Source organism: Streptomyces sp. NPDC028298 (assembly GCF_055565895.1).
In genome coordinates, this window is sequence record NZ_JBVHTL010000010.1 from 298,871 (window position 1) to 311,729 (window position 12,859).

At 70.0% G+C, this 12,859-nt stretch carries 12 protein-coding genes; 3 read left to right on the forward strand and 9 right to left on the reverse strand.

From position 1 onward, the window contains the following. Positions 1-78: 78 nt before the first annotated feature. Complete coding sequence (locus tag ACZ4TO_RS36015; protein ID WP_382791088.1) at positions 79-705, forward strand: TetR family transcriptional regulator; 627 nt, start codon at positions 79-81, stop codon at positions 703-705. A 165-nt stretch (positions 706-870) separates the two neighbouring features. On the opposite strand, the gene ACZ4TO_RS36020 is transcribed toward ACZ4TO_RS36015, so the two are convergent. Then, entirely contained in the window at positions 871-1,221 is a 351-nt protein-coding gene (locus ACZ4TO_RS36020; RefSeq protein ID WP_468026393.1) for a hypothetical protein, read from the reverse strand. A 169-nt stretch (positions 1,222-1,390) separates the two neighbouring features. Then, positions 1,391-2,353, reverse strand: a complete 963-nt coding sequence (locus ACZ4TO_RS36025; RefSeq protein WP_385046963.1) for a helix-turn-helix transcriptional regulator — start codon at positions 2,351-2,353, stop codon at positions 1,391-1,393. 102 nt (positions 2,354-2,455) lie between these two features. On the opposite strand from ACZ4TO_RS36025, the gene ACZ4TO_RS36030 reads away from it, so the two are divergent. After that, on the forward strand, positions 2,456-3,046 hold the full coding sequence (locus ACZ4TO_RS36030; protein ID WP_468026394.1) for a TIGR03086 family metal-binding protein: 591 nt from the start codon (positions 2,456-2,458) through the stop codon (positions 3,044-3,046). 84 nt (positions 3,047-3,130) lie between these two features. Here the strand turns inward: ACZ4TO_RS36030 and ACZ4TO_RS36035 are convergent, their stop codons facing one another. Next, positions 3,131-3,991, reverse strand: a complete 861-nt coding sequence (locus ACZ4TO_RS36035; RefSeq protein WP_382791101.1) for a thioesterase family protein — start codon at positions 3,989-3,991, stop codon at positions 3,131-3,133. Between the two features lie 161 nt (positions 3,992-4,152). On the opposite strand from ACZ4TO_RS36035, the gene ACZ4TO_RS36040 reads away from it, so the two are divergent. Further along, a complete protein-coding gene (locus ACZ4TO_RS36040; protein ID WP_468026395.1) occupies positions 4,153-5,475 on the forward strand; it encodes an alpha/beta hydrolase in 1,323 nt (440 codons plus the stop codon). Here the strand turns inward: ACZ4TO_RS36040 and ACZ4TO_RS36045 are convergent. The 6 genes from ACZ4TO_RS36045 to ACZ4TO_RS36070 form a co-directional block, all read right to left on the reverse strand. Next, positions 5,375-6,040, reverse strand: coding sequence for a trimeric intracellular cation channel family protein (locus ACZ4TO_RS36045; protein ID WP_355767789.1), 666 nt, complete (start codon positions 6,038-6,040; stop codon positions 5,375-5,377). The genes ACZ4TO_RS36040 and ACZ4TO_RS36045 overlap by 101 nt on opposite strands. A 47-nt stretch (positions 6,041-6,087) precedes the next feature. Next, the gene (locus ACZ4TO_RS36050) at positions 6,088-7,479 is read right to left on the reverse strand and encodes a M1 family metallopeptidase (protein ID WP_382791108.1); all 1,392 of its coding nucleotides are present in this window, start codon (positions 7,477-7,479) and stop codon (positions 6,088-6,090) included. 107 nt (positions 7,480-7,586) lie between these two features. Further along, the gene (locus ACZ4TO_RS36055; protein WP_382791111.1) at positions 7,587-8,918 is read right to left on the reverse strand and encodes an ABC transporter ATP-binding protein; all 1,332 of its coding nucleotides are present in this window, start codon (positions 8,916-8,918) and stop codon (positions 7,587-7,589) included. Next, on the reverse strand, positions 8,915-10,012 hold the full coding sequence (locus tag ACZ4TO_RS36060) for an ABC transporter ATP-binding protein (protein ID WP_382791115.1): 1,098 nt from the start codon (positions 10,010-10,012) through the stop codon (positions 8,915-8,917). Before ACZ4TO_RS36060 ends, ACZ4TO_RS36055 begins: the two co-directional genes overlap by 4 nt. Further along, on the reverse strand, positions 10,009-11,016 hold the full coding sequence (locus ACZ4TO_RS36065) for an ABC transporter permease (protein ID WP_382791118.1): 1,008 nt from the start codon (positions 11,014-11,016) through the stop codon (positions 10,009-10,011). Before ACZ4TO_RS36065 ends, ACZ4TO_RS36060 begins: the two co-directional genes overlap by 4 nt. 66 nt (positions 11,017-11,082) lie before the next feature. Further along, on the reverse strand, positions 11,083-12,834 hold the full coding sequence (locus ACZ4TO_RS36070) for an ABC transporter substrate-binding protein (protein WP_451076206.1): 1,752 nt from the start codon (positions 12,832-12,834) through the stop codon (positions 11,083-11,085). Between the last annotated feature and the right edge of the window lie 25 nt (positions 12,835-12,859).

The window sequence follows — 12,859 nt, forward strand, 5'->3', positions numbered from 1 at the left end:
AACACTTGTTCACTGACTCTGGAGTCTAACGTGTCCCACGGCTTTTAAATTCCAGAGAACAGTTGTTAACTGCATGGCATGAGTCACACTCTCGGCATCCGCCAGGCGCAGAAGCAGAAGACCCGACAGGCCCTGCTGGACGCCGCGTTGGGGCTTCTGGAGGATCAGAGCCTGAGCAGCCTGGGGCTGCGCGAGGTCACCCGTGCCGTCGGAGTCGCCCCGACCGCCTTCTACCGGCACTTCCGCTCGACGGCGGATCTCGGGGCGGCGCTGGTCGAGGAGGCGCTCGGGAGCCTGCACCCGGTGATCGAGGACACGCTGTCCACGGCCGGGGACAGCGAGGAACGCATCGCTCGCGCCGTCGAGGTGATCGCCCATCACGTCGCGGCGCATCCGGCGCACGTCCGTTTCATCGCCCGCGAGCGGCACGGCGGGGTCGCTCCGGTACGGGAGGCGATCCGCGAGCAACTGGCCCGGTTCGCCGAGGAGGTCAGGGACGCGCTGGCCGAGCACCCCGAGTCGGCGGGGTGGAGCGACGACGATCTGCTGATGCTGGCCGGCCTGTACGTCGACCACATGCTGATGGCGGCCTCGGCGTTCCTGGAGGCGCTGGACGGCTCCGAGGCGGAACGCGAGCGGGTGGCCGGGGTGGCGAGCCGCCAGATGCGGCTGATCAGCATCGGCCGCCGCCACTGGCTCGGCTGACCGCCGCGGCGACCGGTCGGCGGCCGCGGCCCCGCTACGGGGCCGCGCCGCGAGGAACCCTGAGCCGGGCCCGGCACGGTTCGCGAACCCCCGCCCGCCCCGGGACCCGGCAGAGCCGGACCGGGACGAGAGGCCGGGACGGCGGCAGCGGCCAGGCCCCGGGTCTCAGCCCTGGCCTTGGCCCATCTGCCCCCCGCCGGGGCCGCCGCAACCACCGGCCTGGCCGCCACCCGTGCCGCCGCCGGGGGCACCGCTCGGCATTCCTGAGGGGAAACCGGACGGGGCCTTCCCGGTGGGCATCGCCGAGGGGGTTCCGGACCGCGAGGGCATGCCCGTGGGAGCGCCGCTGGGGCGGCCGCCGGGCCCGCCGCTCGGCATCCCGGACGGGCGGGTGCAGTTCTGCTCGCCGGAGGTGGTGCCGTCCGAGGACGACGAGTCACCGGAGCCGCAGGCCGCCAGGAGGGGCGAGAGCGCGAGGACGGCGACGAGGGGAACGAGTCGTGCACGACGGTTCATTGGGGCAACTCCCAGTCAAGTCACGTGGATCGGCCGACGAGAGCCGGACGAGCGGCTGACAGCGGACCAGATCCACGTAGGGCCACGCTGTGCCGAACCTGTGCCTTGCTGTGCGAGACGGCCCCGGCGCGGCCCCAGGGCAGCCTCGGCGCGGTGTCGGGCCCCGTGCTCAATCCGGCTCGTACACCGCTCTGATGGCCGCCGCCGTCGTGGACAGTTCTCGGCGGGCCTCGGGCGGGGCGAGGATCTCCAGCGCGTCGCCGAAGGCCAGCAGGGTGCGGGACTCGCGCACCGAGCCGAGGACCAGGCGCGCCGTCACCCACTCGCCGGCGCCGTCGTCCTCGGGCAGCTCGGCGAGGGAGGCCGCGTGGAGGCGTACGAACATGTCCAGGCGGGAGCGCCGCACCCGGACCGTGACGTCGACGCCGCCCGGCCGCTCCTCGACCTGGCGGCGCAACACCTCCCAGGCGTCGGCGAGTTCGACGCCCGGACGGCGCCGCACCGGGTCCGGCAGCAGGGTGGCCGTGCGGACCCGGTCGGCGCGGAACAGCCGCGGAGCGCCGCGCCGGTCGGCGACCAGGTACCAGACACCCGCCTTGGAGACGAGGCCGTACGGGTCGACGGTGTACGTGCGCGGTTCTGCGTCCCCGCCGTGGCGGTAGCGCAGCCGGAGCCGGCGGTCGGAGAAGACGGCGTCCTGCAGTACGTCCAGGTCGACGGCCCGTCGGGGACCGCCCCGCCAGCGGGTGGCGTCGACGAGGATCCGCCGCCCGGTGACCTCGGCGGCGGGCCTGAAGGGGGCCGGCAGTGCGGCCATGACCTTGCGCAGCGCCGAGCCGAGCGCCGCGTCCAGGCCGAGGGCGGCGTGCGCGCCCTGCGCGGCCAGGATGAACAGCGACCGGGACTCGTCCGCGGTCAGTCCCGTGACGTCCGTACGGAATCCGGCGAGCAGCTCGATGCCGCCGTGCCGCCCGCGTTCGGCGTAGACGGGGACGCCGGAGGCGGACAGGGCCTCGACGTCCCGGTAGACGGTGCGCACCGACACCTCCAGCCGGTCGGCGAGTTCGCGGGCCGGGACGCGGCCGCGGGTCTGGAGGAGCAGCAGGATCGAGAGGAGGCGGTCGGACTTCACGCGCCCAGGATCGCGCCCGCGCCGGGCCCGCACAAATGTTGACGGAAACTGTCAGGTTATGCGTCGAGAGTGAGGGCACACCGACCCACGGAAGAGGTAGTCATGAACGCGATGGACCCCCGCCCTCTGTACTCCCGCGCCGCCGCGCAGATCGCGTCGCTGATCGCGGCCGTCCGGCCGGAGCGACTGGACGGTGTCACCCCGTGCGCCGAGTTCGACGTACGTCTGCTGCTGTCGCACATGGTCGGCGGCACCCGGCGGATCGCCGTGATCGGGGCGGGCGGGGACGGGCTCGCGGTGCGGCCGTTCGCCGACGGCGTGCCGGACGACGGCTGGAGCGCCGCCTACGCCGAGGCCAGGGAGCAGGTCCGCGTGGCGTGGGCGGACGACACGCGGCTGGACGCGGCGGTGCGGGTGCCCTGGGGCGAGGTGAGTGGACGGATCGCCCTCGCCGGGTACGTCATGGAGGCGGTGACCCACACCTGGGACCTCTCGGAGGCGCTGGGACGGCCCCTCGAACTCGATCCGGAACTGGCCGAGTTCGCGCTCACCATCGCCGCCCGTGTGCTGCCCGACGAGGGGCGCGAGGACCCCGAGCTGCCGTTCGGCGCCGTGGTGCCGGCACCCGAGGGCGCGGACGCCTACGGGCGGCTGGCGGCCTGGATGGGCCGCCGCCCCCTGGTGACCGTCTGACGGCGCGGAGCGCTGACTCGGGGGCACCCCCGGCAGGAGGGGTGCCCCCGAATCCGTGGCCGGGGCGCGAAGGCCCGGACCGGGTCAGGCGAGGCGGGCGCGGGCGAGCTGGCGGGACTGGGCGACCAGGCGGTCCTGGCTGTCCCAGACCTCCGCGTCCTCCTCCAGGAAGCCCCCGGCGAGGTTGCGGGTGGTGATCGACACACGCAGCGGGCCGGGCGCCGGGCGGCACCGCACGTGCACGGTCAGCTCGACGGTCGGCACCCAGCCGGAGAGGCCGATCTCGAAGGCCGTCGGCGGCAGCGCGTCGACCGCGAGGAGCAGCGAGAGCGGGTCCGCGTCCCGGCCGTCGGCGAGTCCGAACCACGACCGCATCTCGCCCTTGCCGGACGGGGCGCCGAGCGCCCAGCCGAGGGTGGCGGGGTCGAGCTTGAGGAACAGCCGGTCGGTGATGGCCGAGCTGCCGGGGATGGGGGCCGGGGCGTCCTGCGGGCCGAAGCACTGGTCCATGGGCGGGATCGCCGGCGGCCGCGCGGTCGTCCGGACGTCGTCGGGCAGGGAGTCGAGGTCTCCGTACGAGGCGAGCACGCGGATGCGCTCGACCTCGCGGCCCTCGTCGTCGTACTGGAACAGGGAGGCCTGTCCGGTCGACAGCGTCCGGCCGGTGCGGACGACGTCCGTGCGGACGACCGCGGGGCCCGGCTGCGACGCGGTCAGATAGTGCGCGGAGACCGTGAAGGGGTCGGAGTGCGGGAGCGCGTCGGCGAGCGCGCGGCCGAGGACGGCCAGCAGATAGCCGCCGTTGACGGCGTTGATGATCGTCCACCCGGCGGAGAGGTCGACGTCGTAGACGCCGTTCCCCCGCGGGGTGACGGCGGTGTCCCGGTCGAACTCGCTGTCGCCGATCGTGGCCCGTACGGCCTGTACCGAAGCTGCTTCTGGCATGCGTGAACGGTACAACAGGAAATTACTAAGCGGTAGCTTTCACGCTTTCGGACGCAGGGGCACCCTCGTTGTCCGGCCATACAGGTGAGGATTCGGCAATTTCTTGTCAAGTGTCCGTAATCATCCGTGACCAATCGGTCCGAGTTCTCCTCTGATGGGACATGAGCCTCACCGGGACACCGTTCCTCCTGACCTCCTTCGTACTGTGCGCCGTCGCCCTCCTCACTCCCCTGGTCCTGTGGTCCCGGGTGCCCGGACCGGGGCCGGTGCGCGCCGCGGCCCGGCTCCTGATGCTGCTCTTCGCCCAGGGGACGGCGATCAGCCTGGTGTTCGTCCTCGTGAACAACGCCAACAACCTGTACGACAACTGGGCCGACCTCCTCGGCACCGGCAACCACGTCCAGCAGGCCGCCGACCTCGGCGCGGACGGCACCGGCGGGATCTCGCTGAGGGACCTGCCCCGGATGCGGCAGACCTTCCGGCCGGCCGACGGGCCGCGGATGCGGCAGGCCGGCGGCGTACGCGTCACGGACCTGAAGGGACGGGTGTCGGGGGTGGGCGCCGAGGTCTACGTCTGGCTGCCACCGCAGTACGACGAACCCGCCTACCGGCACCGGAGGTTCCCCGTCGTGGAACTGCTGCCGGGATACCCGGGCTCCGCCAAGGCGTGGTTCGGATCCCTGCGGGTGCACGAACAGCTGCGGCCGATGATGCTCGACGGCCGGGTCGCGCCGTTCATCCTGGTCGCGCCGCGCACCAACCTGCTGGCCAGGGCGGACACCGGCTGCGCGAACATCCCGGGAACGGTGAACGCGGAGAGCTGGCTCAGCATCGACGTGCCGCGGATGGTCATGGACAACTTCCGCGCCGAGCCCGCCCCGCGCGGCTGGGCCACGGCCGGATACTCGGCCGGAGCGCACTGCGCCACCAAGCTGGCGGTCGCCCACCCCGACCGCTACCGGGCCGCGGTGAGCATGTCCGGCTACAACGACCCCAAGGGCGAACGCAGTTCACTCGCCGGACGGAGCCTCGAACTGCGCCGCCGGAACAACCCCTACCTGCTGCTGCGCGCCGAGCGCGTCCACCCCCGGCTCGCCCTCTACTTCTCCGGCGAGTCCGGCGACGGCTACCAGGCGGGCGCGGCGATCCAGGCGATCGCGAAGCCGCCGACGAGCGTGGACGTGGTGCTGCTGCCGCGCAGCATGGGCGGCCACGACATGGGGCTGTGGCGGCCGCAGCTCCCGGAGGTGTTCCGCTGGCTGACCGAGGAGTTCGGCGGCGCCAGGGGAAGCACCGCGGACGCCGGGAGCGTCCCCGACGGCGCCGGGACCGCGGACGCCGGAGGCGACCGGGGCGCCGCGGGCACCGCGAACGCGGCGGGCGTCAGGAAGTCTCTTCCTCCCGCACCGTCGAGCGGCGGTTCCACGCGCGCGGAGCTCGCCAGTGGTAGCGCATCGCGAACAGGCGCAGCACGAAGGCCGTGACGATGGCGAGGCCGCTGGTGAACGGCGTGAGCGCGTCGTAGCGGATGCAGAGCACCACCATGGTGGCGCCGACCATCGCCGGGACCGCGTAGAGGTCGCGGTCCCAGCGCAGCAGCGAGGGGACCTCGTTGGCGAGGACGTCACGCAGCACACCGCCGCCCACGGCGGTCGCGAGGCCGAGGGCGGCGGAGGCGGTCAGGCCGAGCCCGTAGTCGTACGCCTTCACCGTGCCGGTGACGCAGAACAGTCCGAGCCCGGCCGCGTCGAAGACGTTCACGCCGACCTGGATGCGCTCGACCTGCGGGTGCAGGAAGAACACGAGCAGGGCGGCGACGAGCGGGGTGGTGAAGTACCCCAGGTCGGTGAAGGCGGCCGGGGGCACGGCACCGATGATGATGTCGCGCAGCAGCCCTCCGCCCAGCGCGGTGATCTCCGCGAGGACGGCGATGCCGAAGACGTCGAAGTTCTTGCGGACGGCCAGCAGGGCGCCGGAGATCGCGAAGACGAAGATGCCGATCAGATCGAGCGTGTGCTGGACGGAGGGGCTGAACAGTTGCTGGAACACCCCCACATTCTCACCTGTCGCGGGGTGTGCGCCTTACGAAGGAAGGTCTAGAGGGCCGGCTTGCCTGTGGTGAACAGCCAGGTCTGGAAGAGATCGTCGAGCTGCTGCCCGGAGATCCGCTCCGCGAGGGCGATGAAGTCGGCGGTGCTCGCGTTGCCGTACCGGTGCAGCTTCGTCCAGGCCGGCAGCAGCTTGAAGAAGGCGGTGTCGCCGATGCGCTCGCGCAGTGTCTGGAGCGTCATCGCGCCCCGCTGGTAGACCGCCGAGGCGAACATCGTGTCGCGCTGCGGATCGCCGACCGTGGTCTGCCAGAAGGCGGAGTCCGCGGGCCGCTGGTTGTACCCGGCGAGGAACGAGTCGTGCGCCGAGCGGGTGCCCTTGTGCTCGGCCCACAGCCACTGGGCGTAGGTCGCGAAGCCCTCGTTGAGCCAGATGTCCTTCCAGTGCGCCACCGAGACCGAGTCGCCGAACCACTGGTGGGCCAGCTCGTGCACGATGGTCGTCTCCGACCGCACCGCCGAGTACGCGGGCTTCGACTGGACCTCCAGCGAGAAGCCGGCCTCGGGCATGTCGTCGACGATCGCGCCGGTCTCCTCGAACGGGTAGGGCCCGAACACCTGCGACCAGTAGTCCGTCGCCTCGGCGGTGACGGCGTACACGTCGACGCTGTTGCTGTTGGCCAGCACGGGGTCGATCGCGACGTAGATCGGTGTACCGCCCGGGGTGGTGCCGGTCTTCACGTCGAACGTGCCGATGGTCGCCGTGGCGAGGTAGGTGGCCATGGGCCGGCTCTCGCGCCAGTGGGTGACCGTGGAGGCGCCCTTGTCCCGGGTCGATATCAGGCGTCCGTTGGAGACCGCCGTCAGGCCCTTGGGCGCGGTGATGCGGATGTCGTAGGTCGCCTTGTCGGACGGGTGGTCGCTGGAGGGGAACCAGGTGGAGGCGGCGTTGGGCTCGCAGGCGACGAACACGCCGTCCGGGGTCTTCATCCACCCGTAGTCGGAGCCGAACACGATCGGGCCGTTGAGCGGCTCGGGGACCCCGCCGTAGGTGACGGTCACCGTGAAGTTCTTGCCCCTGGCCAGGGGGCCGCGCGGGGTGACGCGGATCTCGTCGCCCTCCCGCGTGAAGTGGGCTCTCCTGCCGTTCACCTCGACCTTCGTGACGTCCAGCTTCTGGAGGTCCAGGTCGAAGGCGGAGAGGTTCTGGGTGGCGCGGGCGGTGAGGGTCGTCACGCCGTCGAGGCGGTCGGTGCCGGGGTCGTACGCCACGTCGAGGGCGTAGTGGCGGGCGTCGAAGCCGCCGTTGCCGAGCTGGGGGAAGTAGGGGTCACCGATGCCGTCCGCGCCGGGGGTGGGGGCGGAGGAGGCGGCGACGAGGAGGAAGGAGGCCGCCGCTGTGGCGAGCGCGCCTAAACGTGCCGAACGGGAGAGTGCCATTTCGCGTCCCTTTCGTACGTGTGCCGATCGTTTCCGATCAGACGGTCACGCAGGACTCTGCACTCTCCCGTTCAGGCATGTTCATGACTTTGCCAAGTCGTCACGGCCTACTTGCCGGTTGACTCCTGACGATCGGCTTCCGCAACCGCGGAGTCCTTCTCGGAGCCGGCCTCGTCACCGGCGGCCGGGACCGACGCGGAGCCGGCCTCGTCGACGGTGACGGAGTCGGACGCGGCAGCGTCCTTGTCGGCGTCGGCGGCGAGCTCGGCCGGAGCCGTACCCGACACCTCGGCGGACTCCACGCCGGACACCAGCTCGACCGCTTCGCGGGCGGCCGAGAGCAGGACGACGTCCTGCGGAGCCTGGTCCGGGGCGTTCTCCGGGTGGTGGCAGGCGACGCGCTGGCCGGGCTTGAGCTCGATGAGCGGCGGCTCGACCGTCTTGCAGACCTGCGTGGCCTTCCAGCACCGGGTGTGGAACCGGCAGCCGCTCGGCGGCGCGATCGGCGAGGGAACGTCGCCGCGCAGCAGGATCCGCTCGCTCTTGGCGCCCCGGCGCTTGGGGTCCGGCACCGGCACGGCCGACATCAGGGCCTTGGTGTACGGGTGCATCGGCGCCTGGTAGAGCGAGGTGCGGTCGGCGAGCTCGACGATCTTGCCGAGGTACATCACCGCGATGCGGTCCGAGACGTGGCGCACGACGGAGAGGTCGTGAGCGATGATCACGTACGTCAGACCGAGCTCGGACTGCAGGTCGTCCATCAGGTTCACGACCTGCGCCTGGATCGACACGTCGAGCGCCGAGACCGGCTCGTCCGCCACGACCAGCTTCGGCTTCAGGGCGAGCGCGCGGGCGATGCCGATGCGCTGGCGCTGGCCGCCGGAGAACTCGTGCGGGTAGCGGTTGTAGTGCTCGGGGCTCAGACCCACCAGCTCCAGGAGCCGCTGGACCTCCTTCTTCACACCGCCCTCGGGCTCCACGTTCTGGAGCCGGAAGGGCGCCGAGACGATCGAGCCGATGGTGTGACGGGGGTTCAGCGACCCGTACGGGTCCTGGAAGATCATCTGGATGTCACGGCGCAGCGGACGCATCTTCGAGGCGCTGAGACGGGTGATGTCCTGGCCCTCGAACTCGATGGTGCCGCCGGTCGGGTCCTGGAGGCGGGTGATGACCCGGCCCATGGTCGACTTGCCGCAGCCGGACTCGCCGACGACGCCGAGCGTCTCGCCCTTGCGGACCTCGAAGTCGATGCCGTCGACGGCCTTGACCGCGCCGACCTGACGCTGGAGAACGCCCTTCCGGATGGGGAAGTGCTTCTGCAGCCCCTGGACCCGGAGGAGGACCTCACTGCTTTCCGAGGACTTCGCGCGGTGCTCGGGAGCCGCGGCCTGCTGCGGGATCACCGCGCCGGCGCCGTCCGTCTTGTTGTTCTCACTCACAGCTTCGGCGCAATCTCTTCGGTCCAGATCCGCGTGCGGTCCTCCTGCGAGAGGTGGCAGGCGGTGTAGTGATCGCTGCCAACGAGCTGCAGTTCGGGGCGCACGGTGCGGGTGACATTGCCCTTGGGCAGGTCCGCGTACGGGCAGCGCGGGTGGAAGGCGCAGCCCGAGGGGACGTTGATGAGGCTCGGCGGCTGGCCCTTGACGGGGATGAGCCGTTCGGACGTCTCACGGTCGATACGGGGCATCGAGCCGAGCAGACCCCAGGTGTAGGGGTGCTGCGGCTGCTCGAAGACCCGCTCGGCGGTGCCGCGCTCGACGCACCGGCCGCCGTACATCACGAGGACGTCGTCGGCGATCTCGGCCACCACACCCAGGTCGTGGGTGATGAGGACGACCGCGGAGCCGAACTCCTTCTGCAGGTCGCGGATGAGGTCGAGGATCTGCGCCTGGACGGTGACGTCCAGGGCGGTCGTCGGCTCGTCCGCGATGAGCAGCTCGGGGTTGTTGACGAGCGCCATGGCGATCATCGCGCGCTGGCGCATACCGCCCGAGAACTCGTGCGGGTAGCTGTCGACGCGCTTGCCCGGCTCGGGGATGCCCACGCGGTCGAGCATCTCGATCGCCCGCGTGCGGGCGACCTTCTTGCTGACCTTGTGGTGGGTGCGGTACGCCTCCACGATCTGGTTGCCGATCGTGTAGTACGGGTGCATCGCGGACAGCGGGTCCTGGAAGATCATCGCCATCTCGCGGCCGCGGAGCTTGCGCACCTCGTCCGGGTGGGCGTTGACCAGTTCCTTGCCGTCGAGCCAGATCTCGCCCGACATCTGGACGTTCTTGCCGCGCGCGCCGAGGCGGTGCAGACCCATGATCGCCAGCGAGGTGACGGACTTGCCGGAACCCGACTCGCCCACGACGCAGAGGGTCTTGCCCTTCTCGACCGAGAAGCTGAGACCGTCGACAGACTTGACCAGACCGTCGTCGGTCGGGAAGTGGACCTTGAGGTCGCGCACTTCGAGGAACGCCTTGGGAGCGTCCGAGGGCGAGGAGACGGGCTCGCCGACAGCGGCGCCGGTCTTGGAAAGTTCGGTCACGAGAGCCTCACCCGCGGGTCGGCGGCGGCGTACAGCAGGTCCACCAGGAGATTTGCCACGACGACGAAGAACGCGGCGAGAAGAGTCACGCCGAGGATCTTCGGCAGGTCGTTGTCGGTGATGCCCTGCACGGCGTACTGGCCGATGCCGTGCAGAGAGAACACGGACTCGGTGATCACGGCACCGCCGAGCAGCAGACCGAGGTCCATGCCGAAGACGGTGATGATCGGGGTGAGGGCGGCGCGCAGTCCGTGCCGGACCACGACCTTGCCCTCGCGCAGGCCCTTGGCACGGGCCGTGCGGATGAAGTCCTCGTTCATCGTCTCCAGCATGCCCGAGCGGGTGAGCCGCGCGTAGATGGCGGAGTACAGGAGAGCGAGAGAACACCACGCGGGGAAGAGGGTGTTGGCCCACTGCGCGGGGTTCTCGGTCAACGGGACGTAAGTGCGTCCGAAGATCGGCCAGTTGACGGTGAAGAGCAGCAGCGCCAGGTTGCCCGTGAAGAACATGGGCAGCGAGACACCGGCGAGCGCGATGCCCATGAAGGTGCGGTCGAAGAACGAACGCGGCTTGAGGGCGGAGATCACACCCGCGGCCACGCCGGACAGCAGCCACAGCACCGCGGCACCCGCGGCGAGCGAGAGGGTCACCGGAAGACGCGAGGTGAGGTCCGGCCACACGGCCTGGTGGGTCTTGAAGGAGTACCCGAAGCACGGCGCGTCACAGTGCGCCGTGGTGGGACCCAGGTCGTAGGTAGCGCCGCTGACGATCCCCTTGATGAAGTGCCAGTACTGGACGTAGACGGGCTGGTCCAGACCGAGGTTGTGCTTGACCGCGATGATGTCGGCCTTCGACGGGCTCTTCCCGATGTACTGCTGCGCGAGCTGGTCGGGCGTCTGGCCGGCCAGTCTGGGCAGCAGGAAGAAGATGGCGAAGGTGACCGCGGAGACGACCAGGAGCAGGATCGCTGCCGCTGCCGTCCGACGGAGGATGTACGAAATCACGGGGATCGGCGCTGGTGCCCGCGGGCTGAGCCCGCGGGCACCAATGCCTTCACCTGCCTTCCGGGGCTACTTCTTCGTGGTGCCGATGTTGAGGTAGTCGTACTGACCGCTGAAGGCCGCCGTGGAGACCAGGTTGGTCGCGTACTGCGGGCGGGCCAGCAGGACCTTGAAGTAGGTCAGCGGCACGAGGACGGCGTCGTCCATGGTCTTCTTGTCGATCTGCGTGTACAGGCCGAGACGCGCGGCGTCGTCCTGCGTGCCGATCGCCTTCTCGAGAAGACTGTTGACGTCCTTGTTGTCGTACTGCGACAGGTTGGTGTTACCGGAGTCGCCGATCGCGGAACCGTTCAGGATCTGCTGCAGGAAGCCGTAGCCGGAGGGCCAGTCGGCACCCCACTGCATCATGATCAGACCGATGTTGTTCTTCTCGGTGAACTTCGGGACACCCGCGTAGTCGGTGAAGTACTTGCCCGAGGGGTACTGCTTCAGGCTGGCGTTGATGCCGACCTTCTTCAGCGAGGCGATGATCGCCGTGGCGGCGTCGATCTCCTGCGGGCGGTCGCTGCGGGCGGAGATGTTGGTGTTGATGGTCTCCTTGCCGCAGGCCTTGAGCTGCTCCTTGGCCTTGGCGGCGTCACCCTTGTTGCCGGCCGACGCGTAGACGTCCGACTTCTCGTAGCCCGGGATGTCCGGCGGGAGAACCGTGGAGGCGATGTCGCCGCGGATCGGGCCGCCCTCGGCCGTCTGGACCGAGACCTTGTCGATCGCGAACTGCACGGCCTTGCGGCACGCGACGTTGTCGAACGGCTTCACCTTGGTGTTGATCGCCATGTAGACCAGACGGCCACCGTAGGTGTTGTCCGTGTTGGCCTTCTTGGCGGCGGAGGTGAGCACGTCCGCCTGGGTCGCGGCCTGGACACCGCCACCACCGAGGTCGATCGCGTCGCCCGCGAGGACGTCCTTGTCGATCGTCTCGGCGGCGACCTTCAGGTTGACGACGATCTTGTCCGGGTACTGCTTGCGCAGCGGGTCGGTCGCCGCGTCCCAGTTCTCGTTGCGCACGAGGACGGCCTGCTTGCCGTCGGCGTAGCTCTGGAACTTGTACGAGCCCGAGGACACGATGTTCTTGACGTAGTCGACGCCGTTGTCCTTGGCCTGCGGGACCGGAGCCGTCTGCGGCGAGGCGACCAGGTAGTCGAACTCCTGGAAGGCCGTCTTCAGGTGGAAGACGACGGTGGTGTCGTCCGGGGTCTCGATGGAGGAGAGGCCCTTGGCGCTCTTGTCCTTGTAGGGACCCTTGTACTTGTCGCCGCCCACGAGGAACTGCTGGAAGTAGTTCGGGCCGAGGGAGAGCACGTCACGCGCGAAGTTGGAGCGCTCGACCGCGTACTTGACGTCCTTGGACGTGATCGCGGTGCCGTCCTGGTACTTCAGGCCCGAACGCAGCTTGTACGTCCAGGTCTTGCCGCCGTCGCTCGGGACACCCTTGGAGGCCGCGAGGTCGGGGACAAGGGTGTTGCCCTTCTCGCCGGCGCCGGGCTGGAACGTCATCAGCGGGCGCGCGTACAGGCGGCTCAGGTTGTACATGTACGCGTAGTACGTGTTGCCCGGGTCGAAGGAGTCCGGCACGTCCGAGTACTCGTACGTGACCGTGCCCCCCTTCTTGGTGGAGGCGTTGACGACGTCCTTGGTCGCTGCGTTGGCCCCAGCTGACTTCGTGTTGTCGGTGTTCTTGTTGTCATCGGCCTTGCTGCAGCCTGCAACGAGCAGACTCGCGGAGCCGATGGCCGCAATGGCGGCCAGCGTTGACCTACGCATGATGGGCGGGTTCCCCTCCATTGTC

What these genes read in the sequence shown, in the direction of transcription:
- ACZ4TO_RS36015 (WP_382791088.1), top strand. Translation starts at nt 79, where the DNA reads ATGAGTCACACTCTCGGCATCCGCCAGGCGCAGAAGCAGAAGACCCGA.
- ACZ4TO_RS36020 (WP_468026393.1), bottom strand. Translation starts at nt 1,221, where the DNA reads ATGAACCGTCGTGCACGACTCGTTCCCCTCGTCGCCGTCCTCGCGCTC.
- ACZ4TO_RS36030 (WP_468026394.1), top strand. Translation starts at nt 2,456, where the DNA reads ATGAACGCGATGGACCCCCGCCCTCTGTACTCCCGCGCCGCCGCGCAG.
- ACZ4TO_RS36035 (WP_382791101.1), bottom strand. Translation starts at nt 3,991, where the DNA reads ATGCCAGAAGCAGCTTCGGTACAGGCCGTACGGGCCACGATCGGCGAC.
- ACZ4TO_RS36040 (WP_468026395.1), top strand. Translation starts at nt 4,153, where the DNA reads ATGAGCCTCACCGGGACACCGTTCCTCCTGACCTCCTTCGTACTGTGC.
- ACZ4TO_RS36050 (WP_382791108.1), bottom strand. Translation starts at nt 7,479, where the DNA reads ATGGCACTCTCCCGTTCGGCACGTTTAGGCGCGCTCGCCACAGCGGCG.
- ACZ4TO_RS36070 (WP_451076206.1), bottom strand. Translation starts at nt 12,834, where the DNA reads ATGCGTAGGTCAACGCTGGCCGCCATTGCGGCCATCGGCTCCGCGAGT.